This is a genomic window from Leptolyngbya sp. FACHB-8 (genome assembly GCF_014695575.1).
Taxonomy (GTDB): domain Bacteria; phylum Cyanobacteriota; class Cyanobacteriia; order Elainellales; family Elainellaceae; genus Vacuolonema.
On sequence record NZ_JACJOO010000079.1, the window covers coordinates 1 to 18,905 of the forward strand.

Annotated in this window: 13 protein-coding genes and 1 pseudogene; 8 read left to right on the forward strand and 6 right to left on the reverse strand. The window is 52.8% G+C overall.

Annotated features, from left to right (window positions below):
* Positions 1 to 110: 110 nt before the first annotated feature.
* The 5 genes from H6F91_RS22285 to H6F91_RS22305 all read right to left on the reverse strand — a co-directional run bounded on the left by H6F91_RS22285 (position 111) and on the right by H6F91_RS22305 (position 5,650).
* Entirely contained in the window at positions 111 to 620 is a 510-nt protein-coding gene (locus H6F91_RS22285) for a nuclease-related domain-containing protein (RefSeq protein ID WP_190770254.1), read from the reverse strand.
* A gap of 184 nt (positions 621 to 804) precedes the next feature.
* The gene (locus H6F91_RS22290) at positions 805 to 1,395 is read right to left on the reverse strand and encodes an antibiotic biosynthesis monooxygenase (RefSeq protein ID WP_190770253.1); all 591 of its coding nucleotides are present in this window, start codon (positions 1,393 to 1,395) and stop codon (positions 805 to 807) included.
* 424 nt (positions 1,396 to 1,819) lie between these two features.
* Positions 1,820 to 3,787, reverse strand: coding sequence for an acetate--CoA ligase (gene acs / locus H6F91_RS22295; RefSeq protein ID WP_190770252.1), 1,968 nt, complete (start codon positions 3,785 to 3,787; stop codon positions 1,820 to 1,822).
* Between the two features lie 326 nt (positions 3,788 to 4,113).
* Positions 4,114 to 4,734: a TenA family transcriptional regulator gene (locus tag H6F91_RS22300; protein ID WP_190770251.1), complete on the reverse strand. Its 621-nt coding sequence runs from the start codon at positions 4,732 to 4,734 to the stop codon at positions 4,114 to 4,116.
* Between the two features lie 133 nt (positions 4,735 to 4,867).
* The gene (locus H6F91_RS22305; RefSeq protein ID WP_190770250.1) at positions 4,868 to 5,650 is read right to left on the reverse strand and encodes an ABC transporter permease; all 783 of its coding nucleotides are present in this window, start codon (positions 5,648 to 5,650) and stop codon (positions 4,868 to 4,870) included.
* Positions 5,651 to 6,299: 649 nt separating this feature from the next.
* Here H6F91_RS22305 and H6F91_RS22310 point away from each other — a divergent pair.
* The 3 genes from H6F91_RS22310 (at position 6,300) to H6F91_RS22320 (ending at position 11,107) form a co-directional block, all read left to right on the forward strand.
* A complete protein-coding gene (locus H6F91_RS22310; protein WP_190770249.1) occupies positions 6,300 to 8,540 on the forward strand; it encodes a polysaccharide biosynthesis tyrosine autokinase in 2,241 nt (746 codons plus the stop codon).
* 154 nt (positions 8,541 to 8,694) lie between these two features.
* Complete coding sequence (locus H6F91_RS22315) at positions 8,695 to 9,771, forward strand: polysaccharide biosynthesis/export family protein (protein WP_190770248.1); 1,077 nt, start codon at positions 8,695 to 8,697, stop codon at positions 9,769 to 9,771.
* A 211-nt stretch (positions 9,772 to 9,982) separates the two neighbouring features.
* A complete protein-coding gene (locus H6F91_RS22320; protein ID WP_190770247.1) occupies positions 9,983 to 11,107 on the forward strand; it encodes a tRNA (guanine-N1)-methyltransferase in 1,125 nt (374 codons plus the stop codon).
* 344 nt (positions 11,108 to 11,451) lie between these two features.
* Here the strand turns inward: H6F91_RS22320 and H6F91_RS22325 are convergent, their stop codons facing one another.
* Entirely contained in the window at positions 11,452 to 12,939 is a 1,488-nt protein-coding gene (locus H6F91_RS22325) for a glycosyl hydrolase family 57 (RefSeq protein ID WP_190771235.1), read from the reverse strand.
* A gap of 420 nt (positions 12,940 to 13,359) precedes the next feature.
* On the opposite strand from H6F91_RS22325, the gene H6F91_RS22330 reads away from it, so the two are divergent.
* The 5 genes and pseudogenes from H6F91_RS22330 (at position 13,360) to moeB (ending at position 18,809) form a co-directional block, all read left to right on the forward strand.
* Positions 13,360 to 13,788, forward strand: a complete 429-nt coding sequence (locus H6F91_RS22330) for a hypothetical protein (protein ID WP_190771236.1) — start codon at positions 13,360 to 13,362, stop codon at positions 13,786 to 13,788.
* Positions 13,789 to 13,876: 88 nt separating this feature from the next.
* Positions 13,877 to 15,355, forward strand: a pseudogene (glgA, locus tag H6F91_RS22335) (glycogen synthase GlgA); the annotation flags it as partial.
* 270 nt (positions 15,356 to 15,625) lie between these two features.
* Complete coding sequence (purB, locus tag H6F91_RS22340; RefSeq protein ID WP_190771238.1) at positions 15,626 to 16,921, forward strand: adenylosuccinate lyase; 1,296 nt, start codon at positions 15,626 to 15,628, stop codon at positions 16,919 to 16,921.
* Between the two features lie 139 nt (positions 16,922 to 17,060).
* Positions 17,061 to 17,573: a M67 family metallopeptidase gene (locus H6F91_RS22345; protein ID WP_190771239.1), complete on the forward strand. Its 513-nt coding sequence runs from the start codon at positions 17,061 to 17,063 to the stop codon at positions 17,571 to 17,573.
* A gap of 60 nt (positions 17,574 to 17,633) precedes the next feature.
* A complete protein-coding gene (moeB, locus tag H6F91_RS22350; RefSeq protein ID WP_190771240.1) occupies positions 17,634 to 18,809 on the forward strand; it encodes a molybdopterin-synthase adenylyltransferase MoeB in 1,176 nt (391 codons plus the stop codon).
* Positions 18,810 to 18,905: the final 96 nt, after the last annotated feature.

An 18,905-nucleotide genomic window follows, 5' to 3' on the forward strand; every position in this document is an offset into this window, starting at 1 on the left:
GGCTTGCTCTTGTTCAGGTTGCATGGCTTTGTCTGCGAAGTAGATAGCTCTGATTTTCGCTGATACAACCTAACTTTTCCAGCACTTCAGTTCCTCTTAGGCATTTCTACTCATCGCAAAGGTGACATGCTCCCATCGCCCTGTACCTCAATTTCTCCGCCGTGAGATTTCACATCAATCACGAAACCTTTCCCCTTGGGAGAAAGGCCAATAATATCAGCATCGCCTAATCCTTTACCTAGCATCAAGCCATATTCAAATTGCCAGCCTTCCTGAGCTAATGGGAGAAGGGTTTGGGCGATCGCTTCTTCTCCCTCGGCTCCCTGTTCAGCATGTTGAGCCCGTTTCCATAAAAATAGCCCCTGGGATACGAAGCCAGTAGCAACCAGGAAACCTACTATATAGAACAAATAGGAAAAATCAGGTTGTTGAACCGTGGTCGCCGTTGAAGTGGAGGTAATCGTTAAAAGCTGGGTTGTTAGCCCTTTGAGGGCATTGCTTAAATAAATCGAGCCAACCAAGGAAAAAATAGCAGCAGAAAAAGCAATCACAGCCTTGAGCTTACGTTTAGCAGCGAGCTTGCGAATGTTTTCTCCAGCCTTCCGATGAGATTTCGCCATAGCGTTGGTTTCAGTCTGCCTATGCGCCTGGTCACAGGCTATACCTCTAGCATTCCGAAAAACCATTGACGCTTTAACAGGGAGTGTTATTCATTCAGCAATAACTACACCCGTAGCCATCCGTTGCTAAATAGAGCTATAAAACGGGCCGTGAAACTGCAGTTTCACGGCCCGTTTTATCCCATTAATGACTTCTCTTAGACCGCTTTTGGGTGGGTGGATACAACCAGGTATTTAATAGTTTGGTTAGCCATGGCATAACTGGATACGTTAATAAGGTAGAGACAAATATTACTGAAATGAGCAGCCCCAGGAGTGGATGTAAACCGTTCAACCATGGGCCGAGCACTGCGTTGGCTAGCAGAATTAAGGGATAGACCGCTAGAACACCAACAATAACTTGTTTGTAAAAGGGAGGCTGCGATCGCTGTTGCGTCGGTTGCGGTAATGTAAACCACAGCTCCAAGCCGTTGGGAAGTTCTTGTTGCGATCGCACGGAAATAAATTTATGGGCCTCTGCCATCCAGGCTTGGTAGGTAGATGACGTCAGCCACTGGCGCAGATGTTGGTAATGATCAAATTTGACAATGACAACATACTCTGGGTAATCGTGGTCACGAGGCCGAATTACGTCAACCCCTAGAAACCCCTCAGCTTGTTGAACCGCCTGATTAATTCCTTTTGCCCAGACTTCATATTCCTGAAGGCGATCGGGTTCAACGACCTCTGAAATCACCAGCGTAATTGCATCAGTGCGTTGTTGAATCTCTTTCATGCTAAAACCATCCCAAGCGATCGCCCCGTTTAGGAATTATAGGCAAGGAAACTCGAAACCCAGATTCGGAATTTTTTAACTAACTTTATTAGAGGTTCCACGCCCGATTCGCCCTACACAATCTCAGCCGTATTGTTATAAGACAGGTTCTAAGTAACCTCAGTTCGGGTTAAGGGCCTTTTCGAGTGCCGCGCTTCGCGCGGCACTCGAAAAGGCCCATTATTGCGTGCGCGTCGCGCACGCAATAATGGGCGGTTCGGCTTATCCCGAGCTGACGTTAAGTACGTAGTTCGATGTATCTGGTTAATGGATTGCGATCGCCATTTCATTTGTACAAATAAAGAGCAGGTAAGGTCAGACCTCACCTGCTCTTTAACTCTTTCGTGCGCTATGCCGACGAAAAAGTAGTTTTTTAGATGGATACTCAGGAACCTTCCCGCAGTTTGTCAAGAACGGAACGATCCTCCAGGGTGGAGGTGTCACCCGAGATCTCCTGACCGGCCGCTAGATTGCGCAGGAGACGACGCATGATCTTGCCCGACCGAGTCTTAGGTAAGGCATCGCTAAAACGGATATCACCAGGGCGAGCCAGCGCCCCGATTTCCTGAACAACGTGTTTCTTTAGCTCCTTGCTGAGGTCTTCGCTGGGTTCATAGCCACCTTCGAGCATCACGAAGGCAACAATGTCTTCCCCCTTAATCTCATCAGGCTTACCGACTACAGCGGCCTCTGCAACTGCAGGGTGCGACACCAGAGCCGACTCAATTTCCATCGTGCCCAGACGGTGACCCGACACGCTGATAACGTCATCGACCCGGCCCATCACCCAGTAGTAACCATCGTTATCACGGCGGGCACCATCCCCCGCGAAGTAGAGGTATTGTCCATCACGGGGCGCGATGTGCTCCCAGTAGGTGCGGCGGAAGCGATCGGGGTCGCCGTAAACCGTTCGCATCATACCGGGCCAGGGATGCCGCATAACCAGATAACCACCTTCGTTATCAGGGACGGGGTTACCATCCAGGTCCACGACATCGGCCAGAACGCCGGGGAAGGGCAGGGTGGCAGAGCCGGGTTTGGCAGGAATCGCCCCCGGTAGCGGCGTGATCATAATTCCGCCCGTCTCTGTTTGCCACCAGGTATCCACAATGGGGCAACGCTCCTGGCCGATAACCCGGTAGTACCACATCCAGGCTTCCGGGTTGATGGGCTCGCCCACTGTACCCAGCAAGCGCAAGGAGGAGAGGTTACGAGCTTTGGGCAGCTGCTCGCCCATCTTGATAAAGGCACGGATGGCGGTGGGAGCGGTATAGAAAATAGTGACGCCATATTTTTCAATTACATCCCAGAAGCAACCGGGGTTAGAAGGGCGAGGCGCGCCTTCATACATGACGGTGGTGGCACCATTGGAAAGGGGCCCGTAGACAATGTAGCTGTGGCCCGTAATCCAACCCACATCAGCAGTACACCAATACACATCGGTGTCTTGCAGGTCAAAGATCCACTTGGTGGTGATGTGGGTGTAAAGATTGTAGCCAGCGGTCGTATGGACAACTCCTTTAGGTTTGCCCGTGCTGCCAGAGGTGTAAAGAATGAACAGCATATCTTCGCTGTTCATGGGTTCGGCGGGACAATCCGCAGAAACAGTTTTGCGGAGATCGTGCCACCAGTGATCTCGGCCCGGCTCCATGTGAATTTGCTGCTTGGTACGCTCGACCACCAGCACGTTGTCTACGGTGGTGACCCCTTCGCTCAGGGCTTTATCCACCTGATCTTTGAGGGGCACGATAGAATCTTTGCGCCAGCCGCCATCGGCTGTAATCACCAATTTGGCTTTACCGTCGGCGAGGCGATCGCGCAATGCCTCTGCACTAAAGCCACCGAACACCACCGTATGAGCAGCTCCAATGCGAGCACAGGCCAGCATGGCGATCGCGGCCTCAGGAATCATCGGCATGTAGATCCCGACGACATCTCCTTTCTGAATACCCAGGCCTTTTAGCGCATTGGCAAACTGACAGACTTCCCGGTGCAGCTGGCCATAGGTAAGAGTGCGCGAATCACCCGGTTCTCCTTCCCAGATGAGAGCGGCTTTGTTTTTGCGCCAGGTGCTGACATGGCGATCAAGGCAGTTGTAGGAGATGTTGGTTTTGCCGCCGTCGAACCATTTCACGAAAGGAGGCTGCCAGTCGAGGGCGGTATGCCATTTTTCAAACCAGTGCAGTTCTTTTTGGGCTAGCTCTTCCCAAAACTTGACGGGGTCAGCTTTGGCTCGTTCGTAAATCTGCTCGTAGTCTTCCAGGCTTTTGATATAGGCTTGCTGGGCGAACGCAGCAGGAGGTGCAAAAGAGCGATTTTCTTGAAGGATAGATTCAATGGTGGGTTGCGACATAGCCAAAATGTGGTGATGGAATCAAGCCCGAATGGCAGATTACTTATCATTCAAAACCATACGGTTTTTTGGGATGTTGTGGGCTAGACGTAAAGGTTCCTTAATAGGTATTGGAAAGCAGAATGCGCTCCCGGCAATACATTCCGGAAACGTCATATAAACGTTTCCCACCCAAAAACTATACTAAAAACCCATGACAATAGAGGGTCTGATACAGCATGCTAGACGATTTATAAGAGTCCTTATTTTCATAGGGGGAGAGGCCGTGCTATGCACGGCCTCTCCCCCTATGAAACGAGTACAACGATGGGTTTTACGAATATGAATTACCCCTGATAAGCCATCTGCCAAAAATCTTTCTCCAGTCGAGAAACTTCCAAAAAAACAGTTTCAGCACGGGGATAGAGGGAGGGATCCGCACTGGCTAATGCTTCGTCTGCCTGTCGGCCCAGTTCGGTGACATAAGCACTGAAGCCTGCATTGCCCCAGCGATCGCCAAACTCGGTATAGGGCTCAGGCATAGGACTGTGCCCTTGCCAGGCCTGGTTGTAAGCGGCTTCGATGGCCCAGAAACCGACCGCTTGCAGGGCATAGGGTTGGGAACCCAAGTCATGCATGTACTGGCAGTATTCTGCACAGATCGCCTGTGGGGAGGCCGAGAGGTCAAGCTGGCGCTTGGTGGCATTGTCCTGGAACCAAACGATCTCAGTTTTCAATGCCCCCAGCCCTCCCAAAATCACATCAAAATGCACGGGAGGAGCGGCACTGAGGAGACGCGCTGCCATGCGGGTGCATTCCAGCACAAAGATATAGTCTTGCACCAACCAGGTGTTGAATTGAGCGGGCTGAATGGTGCCCTGTTGGCAATCTTGAAGGAAGGGATGCACCGTGGCATCGTGCCAGAGTTGCGGATGTTTATCAAGAAGACTTTGACAGGTGAGTCTCATACAAAGTTCAGTGGGGTGATATGGAGCGTGAAGTGCCTCACACCACCGTACTAATCAACGTCACATTGCGCTATACCTAGGCCACCCACCTGAATGAATAACCCCCATGTGTTCTCATGCCAAGTGCATATTCCTAGCTGGAAGCACTGGTGTAAAACCGTAGAGCAAAGCGCCAGAAAAGCCGGGAGGCAATGAAGAGGGCGATCGCTAACCCCCCTGCTGCAAAAATCCACCCGCCGCTACCGCGACCTAAGATGGCCTCCGCCGGAACGGTCGTTAGGAAGGCGACTGGGATCACGAAGGTAAAAAAGAAACGGTAAGCCACGGGGTAAGCCACCATCGGGTAACGCCCCGCCTCCAGCAATCCCCGCAGTACTTCCGTTACGTTATAGATTTTGACAAACCAGATGCTTGTAGCTCCTAAGATAAACCACAGGCTATAGAGGCTAAACAGCCCAAAAGCCAGAGGAAGCAGGCCCCACAAATAACCCTGAAGCGGAAGATACAAGCGGTTTCCCGCATAACCCAGAATTATCAGGCCAAACAGAATGTCGGGCATTCCCCACGGAGATACCGTTCGTAGAGAGAGCCAGAATTGAGAATCAATCGGCTTGAGCAGGACGAAGTCCAGAGTGCCGCTCTGCACTTGTTCCACAATCTTGCTGAGGTTAGGACTTAGTAGGGTTCCAGCAAATCCCTGCAAGATTGTGAATATGCCCAGAATAATCAGAGCTTCGTCCCAACTCCATCCCTCAAAGGTGTAATTGTTTCGGTAGAACAAGAAGAGCCCGAATAGGCTACCCGAGAGACTGCCCAAGCTACTGAGGCTGGCGATCGCAAAGTTAGCTCGATATTCCAGTTCGGCAGCGATCGCTGTTTCCCAGAAGCGCTTTAGCAGAGAGACGTAGCGTTGCATGGGAAGCCTCGAGATGAAGTGTAAAGATTTCGCCACATAACCGCATTTTTCTAGGTCAATATATCCGTATTTACCGTATTGCAGCTAGAAGCATCAACCCGTGCTCTAGTTGTAATCCGTAATAAAACAATGGTAGAACGTAAAAAATCTATTCCTTCAGATAGGGCGAAATCGTGTTCATGAAGGCTTTACTGAAAGAATTATGCTGTTGCATTCAGATCTCTCCCCTTCGGTCCATGATTTCCTCAGGAAACTTTGACTTATTCCAGGAACCTGGAGTGTTGATTGGGAGTCTGCTATCTCGAAATTAGGGGCATTAAGGAAGTTCGCTCTTATGGCAGATGTCTGAATGAAATGTTCGTCTTGATCACGCTATTTATCAAGGCAAATTAATTGTTTGAATAGGGTTTTTGAAGGAATTCAGGAAATTTATGGAAAACCTGAAACCTTTACAGGAAAAAGATTCTGAATTTTGCACCTCTGAAGTTTATGTTGACTTCATACGAACTTTAAGAGCTTTATTCAAGCTTCATTGGAAGATCCGTAAAATCCGAATATCTTGAGGATGTTCTCCGGGTATTCCGGGTTCTAGTAGGGTTCGGTTCGGATACAAACCATTTGTAGACGCATGTCAGTCTGAGGCATTGTTATGGAAGCGAAGCAATACTATCCCGACGAACTGGACTTACAGAAGTTCTGGTCACTTATCCGGCGGCGGTGGCTGCCTGCAACGGCCGTCTTTGGCTTGGTGGTTGCCCTGTCAGCGTTTGCGGCAACCCGCAAAGATCCGGAGTACGAAGCAGTCGGACGATTGCTGCTTAAAGTGGACCGTCAGACCGCGTTAGTTGGTCTCTTGCAAGCAGAAGATAACCGCAACCAATCGGTCGACCGGGAAAGTAGCGTTCTGACAACCCAGGCCGAAGTATTGCGTTCTGCCCCCGTGGCCCAGAAGGTGATCGATGAGTTGCAACTGAAAGATGACGAGGGCCAGCCTTTACAGCCCGGCGCATTGCTCAGTTCACTCACCGCGAAGCCTATCGGCGGTACTGACATTCTACAAATCACGTATAAGTCTGATGATCCGGAAGAGGCAGCGGCGATCGTCAATGCCGTTGCAACAGCCTACTCCCAACAAAGCATTGATATTAAGCGGCAAGATGCAGCGGAAGCCCGTAAGTTTATCGCTGAGCAACTGCCTAAGACAGAAGCAGCCGTAAGAGAAGCTGAAGCAACTCTACGGGAGTTTAAAGAAAGCAATGGCGTCGTTGCCCTGGAGCAAGAGGCGACCTCAGCCGTTGACGTAATCTCGAACTTGCAGCAACAGCTCACCACGGCTCAGGCTCAGTTGACGGATGCATCTGCTCGGGCATCGATTTTACAGGGACAGTTGGGCCTCACTCCAGAACAAGCTTTGGTGGTTGCATCGGTTAGCCAGGCCCCTGGTATTCAGGAAGTTTTTACCCAGCTACAAACGGCCCAGAGCAACCTGGAGGTGCAGCGCACACGGTACCGGGATAACCACCCGGCGATCGCCAGTGCCCAGCGCGAGGTAGACGCTCTGACCAGCGAGCTCAACCGCCGGGTCGGTGAAGTGGCGGGTAGCACCCAGGGCATCTCGCAGGGTGATCTGCAAGCGGGCAGCGTTGAACAGGATCTCATTGCCAATCTGATCCAGGCCGAAGCACAACGAGCCGGGTTAGAAAATCAGGTGCGTACCCTGAGCAGCGCACAGCAAAGCTACCGGGAACGGATGGGTGTCTTGCCTCGTCTGGAGCAGACCCAGCGGGAGTTGGAGCGACGGCTTCAGGCCGCACAGGCGACCTATGAAACTCTGCTGACTCGTCTTCAAGAAATTCAAGTTTCAGAAAACCAGAACACTGGAAACGCCCGTCTAATTTCTCCGGCAGAGCCGCCTGCTTCACCCAGTAGCCCTGGCAAAGGCGTCTATCTATTGCTTGGGGGTGTCGTGGGTCTCCTGGCAGGTCTGGCAACAGCCCTCATGCTCGATCTGGTCGATCGTTCGCTGAAAACGGTCAAAGAAGCTCGGGAGCTATTTGGCTACACCCTGCTAGGGATCATTCCCTCCTTTAGCCGAGATGGACGCTTGCGCTCCAACGGTGACATGGAGCGCTCCATTCCTCGTATCATCGCTCAAGATTGCCCGCATTCTCCTGTGGCAGAAGCCTATCAGATGCTTCAGGCGAATCTGAAATTCCTCAGCTCCGATCGCGAAATTAAGTCTCTGGTCATTACGAGTTCGGCTCCCCGGGAAGGGAAATCAGAGGTATCGGCAAACCTGGCGGTGGCGATCGCCCAGGTAGGGCACCGAGTCCTGCTGGTGGATGCCGATATGCGCCATCCCTCTCAACACCATGCCTGGGATTTAACGAACGGTATGGGTCTGAGCAACGCCCTGGTTGATCAACTCGACTTCCGTACGCTGGTGCAGCGAGTCATGCCCAATCTGGATGTACTGACTGCTGGGGTTATTCCACCAAACCCTGTAGCACTGCTTGACTCAAACCGGATGTCGGCCCTCATTCGAGAATTCTCGGACGAGTACGACTACGTGCTGTTTGACACACCACCCCTGTCAGGAACCGCTGATGCTTCAGTGCTCGGGAAGATGGTCGATGGCATGCTGCTGATGGTACGGCCTGGTGTGGTCAATTCTCGCAGCGCCAAAGCCACCAAGGACTTCCTGGAGCAATCGGGTCAAGACGTGCTGGGGATTGTGGTCAATGGCGTCGATGTGCGCAACGAGCCCGACAGCTACTTCTACTACTCCCGCGAGTATCAGGGCCAACGCAGTCTGCCTGCTTCGCTAGGCCAGTCTATTGAGCGGACTTTGACGGCAGCGCGCGATCGCTCCGGTGACTTCCGAGGTTAATGGGCAACCGAAACCCTGGATTCAGGGTTTCGGCCCGCTCTCCCAATAGCACTCACAACTCTTACGAAATAACCAGATTGGGCAACCGTTCCTTCGGGCGTGGTTCCCCAGTCTCCCTTACCCTTCAGAATTTATCGATACACGGTGGCTGAACATGGCACAAACAACCTGGCTCTGGCGGTTTTCGAGTTCGTTGCTGGCCCCATCGCTCGTGAGCTTGATGCTGGCAGTTCCAGCTCTAGCACAGACGGCACCGGAATCCCCAAGCATCACTCAGACCATACAAGGAACCCGCTCCGGTGGGCAGGTAGTGGCTCCCAATTACATTCTGGGGCCAGGTGATGAGATTGGGATTACCGTCTACGGCTACGACGAAATGACGGTCCAGAAAGTAGTTTTGTCAGATGGCACCATTCTGTTGCCGCTGCTCAACTCTGTTCAGGTAGCCGGAATGACGCCTGACCAGTTAGCGCTGCAACTGGAACGTGACCTGAACAACTATCTGGTAGAACCCGATGTTGCCGTCACCTTAGTAACGCTCCGTCCAGTAGAAGTAAACGTAACAGGGGAAGTGCAACGACCCGGTCCTGTGCGGCTGCGTGGTCTGATTAACACCCAGGGCGGGAACCAGGCAGAAGAAGTTACCCCCAGCCTTTCAACCGCACTGGTGCGGGCAGGCGGGATTACCCGATATGCCGACCTTCGTGGTATTGAGCTCCGCCGCTTTGACAATAGCGGTAGCTCTGAACCGACTGTCATTAACCTGTGGGATGCTATTTCGTCGGGCACACTCGCTCCCGATCTGATCCTGCAGGATGGAGATTCTATCTACGTGCCCCGACTTGCCAGTGGCGAGGTTGATCAGCGGCTCATTTCCCGGTCTAGCCTGGCTCCAGAAACGGTGCGGGTCCGGGTCGTGGGTGAGGTGGTTAACCCTGGTGAAGTGGCGGTTCCTCCAAACAGTTCAGTTTCCAGTGCAGTGGCGATCGCCGGAGGCCCCACAACCGATGCCGAGTTGGATGACGTCGTCTTCGTGCGGATGAACGAGCAGGGCCAGGTTGAACGCCATGATATGGATCTGAGAAATTTGATGGACGATTTCCAGGTACAGGAAGGAGATGTGGTCATCGTGCCGAAAGACGAGAACCTGAATTTCCTTGATGTCGCCCTTCGGGCCTTGACACCCTTCGGTCGGGCTGTGGACATCATTGATAGCATCTTCGGAAACTAAGGCTTGCTTGAGAAGTTTTTTCGTACCCTTTGTGTAAAAAAACCTCTCCAACGAGCTCTAAAGCGTGCCCTAGCAAGCAGAGAGCAAAAGACAGCCGGACTTGCGCATTTTTCAAAGCTCTCGCCCGTCTTGATACACCTCGACTTAGCGCCCGAATATACAGCCATAAACGCTGTATATTCGGGTTTTGTGCTGATTGGGAAGGGTAGATATGGCCCCTGAGGGTAATGATGAAGCCGAGCACCAGGAAGGAAAAGCCCGGTTTCGCATAGGAGGTGCCTTCTACCGTCACCCAAGCTACCGGGCCCGAGATCTGGGAGTGTTGGCGGCTGCAGTTTATCGCGCCGAAGTCGGACGGCTGAGGGTGTTGGACAGCATGGCAGCCTGTGGAGTGCGATCGCTCCGTTACGCCCTGGAAAGTGAGGCTGATTGGGTCTGGGCCAATGATGGCAATCCCGAGGTCGGCTCCATTCTCAGGAGAAACTTAGAGCAGGCGCTTCCTACAACGCGCTACCAAGTGACCGATCTGGATGCCAATCAAGTCTTTTTTGAATGCTATCGCCAGCGAGATTTTTACGATCTGGTAGATGTAGATGGCTTTGGCAGCGCTGCCCCTCATCTAAGTTCTGCTCTATGGGCGGTGGCGCTAGGAGGGCTACTTTATATTACGAGCACCGATGGACGAGCCATAGGAGGGCGATCGCCCCACTCCTCCCTCGCTGCCTACGGAGCCTATGCCCGCTCTCACCCCGCTGTGCATGAGCAGGGGTTGCGGTTGCTCATCGGTAGCGCCGCACAACTTGCCGCCTCCCGAGGGTTGGGTATCGTCCCCATTTTCTCCTGGTTTTGCGGTCAAACCTGGCGGGTAATGCTGCGACTGCAATCCCAAACAACCCTTTCAGAGACCACTTACGGCTTTCTTGGTTACTGCCATACCTGCGGCAATTACCAGACAATTTCCTGGCAGAAGTTAGGAAAGGCACGCTGTCCCAACGACAGCCACCCCTTTAGCCTCAGCGGGCCCATGTGGTTAGGGGCGCTGCATAGCGATCGTTACCTCACCGCCATGCAAACCCAGGCAGATACCTGGAACTGGACAACCACCCGCGAATTGCTCACAGTCATGCAGGATGAATCCGAGATGCCTCCCTACTTTTTTCCCCTGGGGGAAATCGGACGCCGGGGGAAATGTGATGTGGGAGAGCGATCGCACCTGATTCAAACCCTACAATCCTGGGGTTATCGCGCCTGCCGCACCCACCTCAACCCCCAAGCCATCAAAACAGACGCCCCCCTAGAAGTTTGCATCAAAGCAAACAACACCACCCAAACCTGATCAAAAACCCCACAGATGCGAAGCGGCCTAACACCACCCCTGCAAAACCTCCTTGTCTAACGTCAGTTCGGGATAAGCCGAACCGCCCATTATTGCGTGCGCGACGCGCACGCAATAATGGGCTTTTTCGAGTGCCGCGCGAAGCGCGGCACTCGAAAAAGCCCTTAACCCGAACTGAGGTTGTAGGGGGTCTGGGGGACGGGCTGTCCCTCCCCCAGTCGGGAGGTTTGGAGGGCGACGCGCCTCCAAGCAGGGTCCTTGCAACTTCTCCACTGAATAGTCAGGACATGAGAAGGGAGTGAGTGCTTCGCACTCACTCCCTTCTCATGTCCTGACTAAAATTCTCACGCTTTTATTGCATCCATGCCCCGCTCATACAAAGCCCGCGCATAATCCGTCCAGACACCCTGGCCCCAATAGCGGAAGCAACTCGTTTGCAACAAAAGGTTATAGAGCAGAGCTCTCTGATATTCGGGAGTTTGGGCAACGCCAGCATCCGCTGCTAACGGCTCGTCAAATCGTTGATGAAAAGCAGCACTGAGCTGATTCATAGGTTCCAAAACGTTTTCGTAACCACGCACCCAGCTCAAATTATCCGTCCACGATGCCCCATCCATATGAAAATGAGGATCGCTTTGCTGAAGGTCTTGAATAGTTCGGGCGATCGCCTCCGGACTCGCCTGCTCCGGTTCCACTCGCTGCCAGATCTTATGCTGCTGCACCGCCTGACAGACCGGATAATCCTCAGGCTTCGCCCCAGCCGCTTCAATTAACTCCAGATACTCTGTACCATTCATCGGCACCGTACCGTGAAGGCCGCCCCCCTGCTCGCGAATCTCATAGTGGATACGGAAAAAGTCGCGGGGAAACTCATTCATCATGACGCCGCCGTTTTCTCCATCCGCAATCTGGCTCACCAATGAGGGAACTTCCACAGATCCAACCGTCTGCCGCCCCCGGCCCTTCGCCTCAAAGTAGGGCTGCATCTGCGCCACCAGCTTAGTATCCGAGCCCTGAGTTTTAATGAGAGCCGTAATACTGATAACTTCCCCGTGAGAATTGCGGGCAACCAGGCGATTGGGAATGTACTTCTGGTCATGGGGCAAACCATGCCCCTCCAGCGTCTCAACCGAATGCTCCTGCACCAGAAGCCACTGATAGCCACATTCCTTCAGAGCTTTGATGTACTCGTAAAGCGTGTCGGGGTGGTTGGGAAGATGCATCTCTGGCGGAGAGAAACCACGAACTCGGGCTAAAGCCTCGTAACCGAAGAGTGCCGCGAAGTAATGCTGCCACGCCTGAATATGTAGCTTGAGATCGGGGATCGGGGTGGAAGGAACGACGGCATGGCTCCACATCGTGCCCAGCCACTCCACATAGGGCTGGTATTGGCGATCGCACGTAATCCGCCTCAATTTTCCCAAAATGTCGTCCCGGTTCATCTGCCGTAGCCCCCACAGCAGGTTACCCGAATAGTCCAGCATGATGCGTGGATTGCAGCCCTCATGCACCATCTGAGGAATAAAATCCCCCATGCGACCATAGCACTCGGCAAATACCCCCGCGTTGTGGTTATCCCCCTCGCCGGAATGCTCAAACATATACTGCAAATGACTGATCAGACTGCCCTCCCAACCCGCGGGGATCGTGGGTTGGTGCATGTGCAGAGCGCAGGCAAACCCAGCGGTGACGTTCTCCAATCGCTGATTCGTTATGGAGAGGAAGACGGGATCACAGGAATGGGTGACGGAGCGAATCCGCGCTTCCTCCCCGCAGATATTGGGCAGGCCGAATCGAGTGTCCTCAAGAGGGGGAAGCGTAGTGGCAATCATGGTAGCTCTGACATAAAGGGGCTGAAGAAGCGCCGCCCCCATTGAGGATGCTTGTTACGGCTATTTGTATGGGCAAACCCAGAAAATAAGCGTTTCAAATGCACCCGCAGGGAGAGTAGTTGAGGGGGCGATCGCAGGGGATCGGCAACACCGACCTCCTAGCTGTGACTGTACCTGCAAGATCCTCAGATTGGGGAAGAGCTTAAGAATTTTTCCCGTTCGTTCCTCTGGAATTTTTGATTTTGCGTATGCTTCGTGCATGCAAAATCAAAAAATGTAGGATTTATGTGTTGTGGGTGGGGTGCTTCGCACCCCACCCACAACACGCTAGTGCTGAAATGCTTATGGATGAGATTGGCTGTCAAGAAAGCAACAGCCTGACAAAATAGAAAGCAGTCTTGCTCATTTCCGCTGGTTGCCATGACCGTGTTTCCGAACTCCGGCCCCGCATTTCAACGCTTACGCACTGTTCGCCTGGCGCTCCTTGATCTCCACAAGGCGCTGCTTAACTCTGAGCGCGCTACCTATGAGCAGTACTATGGCCGCATCCAAAACAACGCCCAATTCTTCAATCTCGTCATTGAGCATGAGTGGTTCGAGTGGCTGCGGCCCATGTCCCAATTCATCGTGCAGATGGACGACGTGCTGATGTCAAAAGAAGTGGTGCCTGCCGAGCAGGCAATCTCCCTCCTGGAACAGGCCCGTATGATGTTCCGCCCTGCGGAATTTGGCACGCCCCTCGAAAAAGGATATTTTCAAGCTATTCAGCGAGATCCTAATATCGCCTTGAAACACGCCTCTATTACTGAATTGCTGGCAGCGGGATCGGAACCATTACCCGAAGCTTAAGCCGCGACACTCTTGTCAGTAATTCCGTAAACCTATAGTTTTTGTAAAGATAACAAAATGTTGCACCATCGCTAGGTAGGGAATCGCAATGTATATCGTGCAAATTGCTTCCGAATGCGCCCCCGTCATTAAAGCGGGTGGACTAGGCGATGTCGTGTATGGCTTGAGCCGAGAACTCGAAGTGCGGGGCCATTGTGTCGAACTGATCCTGCCCATGTACGACAATATGCGCTACGACCACATCTGGGGGCTGCACGAAGCCTACCGGGATTTGTGGGTGCCCTGGTACGGTAGCACAGTGCACTGCTCTGTCTTCTGTGGCTGGGTGCACGGTCGCTTGTGCTTCTTCATCCGGCCTCACTCTGCCGACAATTACTTCGATCGCGGTTGCTACTACGGCTGCAAAGACGACAACATGCGCTTTGCCTTCTTCAGCAAAGCTGCTCTGGAATTTTTACAACAAGCTAATAAAAAACCTGACGTTATCCATTGCCATGACTGGCAGACGGGTCTTGTTCCCGTGATGCTGTTTGAGATCTACAAGTGGAATGGCATGTGGCATCAGCGCGTGTGCTACACCATCCACAACTTTAAGCATCAAGGCTTTGGCGGCGTTGAGGTACTTTGGGCCACAGGCCTGAACCAGGAAGGCTATTACTTCCAGCCCGATCGCCTACAAGACAACTTCAACCCCTTCATTATCAACTACATGAAGGGCGGCATCGTTTACTCCAACCACGTCAACACCGTGTCGCCTCACCATGCCTGGGAAGCTCGTTTCTCGGAAGAGGGATGCGGCTTGCAAAGCACTCTGGAGCAACACCACTATAAGTTTGGCGGCATCCTGAACGGAATTGATTACAACATCTGGAATCCCGAACTCGATACCTATATCCCCTATCCTTACGGCCCTGAAACGTTTGAGGTCAAACAACTCAACAAGAAGGCGCTACGAGAACGGTTGGGGCTGCCTGATGACCCCAGCAAGCCAATCGTTTGCTACATCGGCCGCCTGGATGGGCAAAAAGGGGTGCATCTGGTGCATCACTCTATGTACTATGCCCTGAGTCGAGGGGCACAATTTGTGCTTCTGGGCTCGGGAACGGAAGCCAGTATTAATGACTGGTTCGGCCATGAAAAAGAATTTCTCAGCACCAACCCCAATATTCATTTAGAACTGGGCTTCAACGAAGAGCTGTCGCATTTAATCTATGCGGGAGCTGACATGATTGTCGTTCCTAGCAATTACGAGCCCTGCGGCTTAACCCAAATTATCAGCCTAAAATATGGCACTGTACCCGTTGTTCGGGGTGTGGGCGGTTTAGTCAACACCGTGTTTGACTGGGATTACGACCAGCAACACTCACCCGAGGAACGCAATGGTTTTGTGTTCTATCAATCGGATAATGTAGCGTTGGAATCGGCTCTGGGTCGTGCTATTGACCTCTGGTACAATGCCCCCGACTACTTCCAGAAGTTAGCGTTGCAAGGCATGGCCTACGACTACTCCTGGCGGGATCCCGGTGAGAAATATGTGGGGATCTACGAATTTATTCGCGATAAGTTTGAATTCCCGGCTCCCGAACCCGAACCTGAAGCGACTGACGCGGATGGGGCGATCGCTGACCCAGATGCTACAACTTCCAGCGCAGAACTCCCGATTGCTGAGTTAGATGCAACAGATTCTGACGCAGAACCGGCGATCGCTGAAGAGTAACAGATTCAATCTGTGTAGACACAATCACACCCTGGAAGCCCGTTTCCTTCAAGAAAATGGGTCTCCAGGGTGTGTCCGATCCAGTAGTAAAATATATCGGTTGTTTTCAGTGACTGAGCCTTGATTGAGCGCTATACTCTGCCCGAAATGGGCGACTTGTGGACAGACGAATACAAATTTAAGACATGGCTCCAGGTGGAGATTGCAGTCTGCGAGGCGCAGGCAGAGTTAGGCTACATCCCCCAGGAAGCTGTCGACATTATCAAAGAAAAAGCAGCCTTTGATGTCAAACGCATTTTGGAAATCGAGGCCGAAGTGCGCCATGACGTGATCGCGTTCCTCACCAATGTGAACGAGTACGTGGGCGAACCCGGACGCTACATCCACCTGGGCATGACCAGCTCCGATGTGCTGGATACGGCTCTCTCGCTGCAAATGGTGGCCAGCCTGGATGTGATTGTAAATCATGTGGAAGCCCTAATTCAGGCCATCCGTTACCAGGCTCAACAGCACCGCGACACCGTAATGGTGGGGCGTTCCCATGGGATTCATGCAGAGCCGATCACCTTTGGCTTCAAGCTGGCGGGTTGGTTGGCAGAAATGCTGCGGCATCGCGATCGCCTCTGCCGCCTCCACAAAGAAATTGCAGTGGGCCAGATCTCCGGTGCTGTGGGCACCTACGCCAACATTGACCCCAAAATCGAAGCATTGACCTGCCAGAAGCTTGGGCTAGAGCCCGATCCTGCTTCAACTCAGGTGATTTCGCGCGATCGCCACGCCGAATTCCTGCAAACCCTGGCTCTAGTAGGCGCATCCATCGAGCGTTTCGCCGTTGAGATCCGCAACCTCCAACGCACCGACGTGCTGGAAGTAGAAGAGTTCTTCTCTAAAGGTCAGAAGGGCTCCTCCGCCATGCCCCACAAGCGCAACCCTATTCGCTCTGAGCGATTGACAGGAATGGCGCGGATTCTGCGAGGCCATGCCATGGCCTCGTTGGAAAACGTTGCCCTCTGGCACGAGCGGGATATTTCCCACAGCTCGGTTGAGCGTGTTGCTCTGCCCGACTGCTGCATTCTGCTGCACTTCATGTTGGTGGAAACTACCGACCTGATCAAGAATCTGCTGGTCTACCCCGAAAACATGCAGCGCAATATGTACGTGTATGGCGGAGTAATCTTTAGCCAGAAAGTGCTGTTGGCTCTTGTGGGCAAAGGGCTCAGCCGAGAGGAAGCCTACAGCATCGTGCAATCCAACGCCCATGCGGCATGGAACCGCCCCGAAGGCGACTTCCGCGCCCTGATCTCGAAGGATGAGCGAGTTACGGCCAACCTCTCCCCCGAAGAGATCGCCCATTGCTTCGATCCTGCCGAGCAACTGAAAAACCTGGATGTCATCTATCAACGACTCAACATCTAAGTTTTTGGGGTCTACAAGTCATTACCTCTGGTTGAGTCCGGTAGCTTATCGCCCTGCCTCTTCCCCATGAGCCCCCCAGACCTGTTACGCTGGTAACCTATCTGCCCTATGGCATAGGGTCAAGGCAAACAATCGTGTTATGACTCTCCACCTTTCCGCGGCTCAGTTTCAGCAAATTCGGCGCCACGCTGAGGGAACGTATCCAGAGGAATGCTGTGGACTGCTACTCGGCACATTGCAGCCCGACCTAAAAACGATGGTGTCTGAGGTTTGGCCGGTGCAAAATGCCTGGGATGCCAGTTTGGTCAGTGAGTATGGGTTGCCTGATCCCTCTACGGCACCTCATAGTCGGGGCGATCGCTATTGGGTTGACCCCAAAGACTTGCTAAAGGCTCAACGCTATGGTCGTGAACAGCAGATCGATGTCGTTGGGATATATCACTCCCACCCCGATCATCCGCCTAAGCCGTCGGAATGCGATCGCCAAATGGCCTGGCCCCGGTATAGCTATTTAATCCTTTCTGTACAGAAGGGCGATGTTTGTGATTTTTCATCCTGGACCCTTGACGAGCAGCATCAATTTCAACTAGATCCGCTTATTATCCAGGATGGAATTGACATACCAGAGCCTTTCGAAATACCCCTGGCTTAATCCGTCTCCTTCCCTGTTCTCTTGCCCCCGAATGTCCCTATCGTTTTCCTCAACGGTTCTATGCTGAATCCAAATTTAGACGAGATCCAGCTTACAAAAGACGATTACGAACGCTATTCGCGTCACCTCATTCTGCCCGAGGTCGGCGTTGATGGGCAAAAGCGTCTTAAAGCTGCTAGCGTACTGTGCATTGGTACAGGCGGTTTAGGTTCTCCCTTGCTGCTGTATTTGGCGGCTGCAGGGATTGGTCGTATTGGAATTGTGGACTTTGATGTAGTCGATAATTCCAACCTGCAACGTCAGGTCATCCACGCCACCTCCTGGGTCGGCAAACCCAAGATTGCCTCCGCGAAAAACCGCATTCTAGAGATCAATCCCCATTGTCAGGTTGATCTCTACGAAACGATGCTCAGCTCTGAGAATGCACTGGATATTGTCGAACCTTACGATATCGTCGTTGATGGCACCGACAACTTTCCCACCCGCTATCTGGTAAACGATGCCTGTGTTCTGCTAAACAAGCCTAACGTTTACGGTTCGATCTTCCGCTTCGAAGGGCAGGCCAGCGTCTTCAACTACCAGGATGGCCCGAACTATCGCGACCTTTACCCCGAACCCCCGCCACCCGGAATGGTTCCCTCCTGCGCCGAAGGTGGCGTGTTAGGAGTGCTGCCCGGTGTAATTGGCACCATTCAGGCAACGGAAACGGTAAAGATCATTCTGGGAACAGGCAGTACTCTGAGCGGTCGCCTGTTGCTATACGATGCCTTGAACATGAAGTTCCGTGAGTTGAAGCTGCGGCCCAACCCGGTCCGTCCCGTGATCGAAAAGCTGATCGATTACCAGGAGTTCTGTGGTATTCCTCAAGCGAAAGCAGCGGAAGAGGCCGCAGCGGCTGAGACCTCCGAAATGAGCGTCACGGAACTGAAGCAACTGCTCGACAGTGGTGTTGATGACTTCCTGCTGCTGGACGTACGGAACCCTAACGAGTACGAGATTGCTCAAATTCCTGGTGCTGTGCTGGTGCCCCTGCCCGACATTGAAAACGGCGATGGGGTTGCTAAGGTTCAGGAAATGCTCAACGGCCATCGACTTGTCGTTCACTGCAAGAGTGGTATGCGATCGGCGAAGGCGTTGTCCATCCTGAAGGAAAAGGCCAACATCGAAGGCACCAACGTCAAAGGCGGTATCCTGGCCTGGAGCCGTGAAGTTGATTCTTCAGTTCCCGAATATTAAGTCTGTTAATAGCTGAATAATTCAGCTTTATCTTTGGGCTACTCCATGGAGTAGCCTTTTTTTGTGGGTGAGGGCGATCGCCTCCCTCACTGCTTC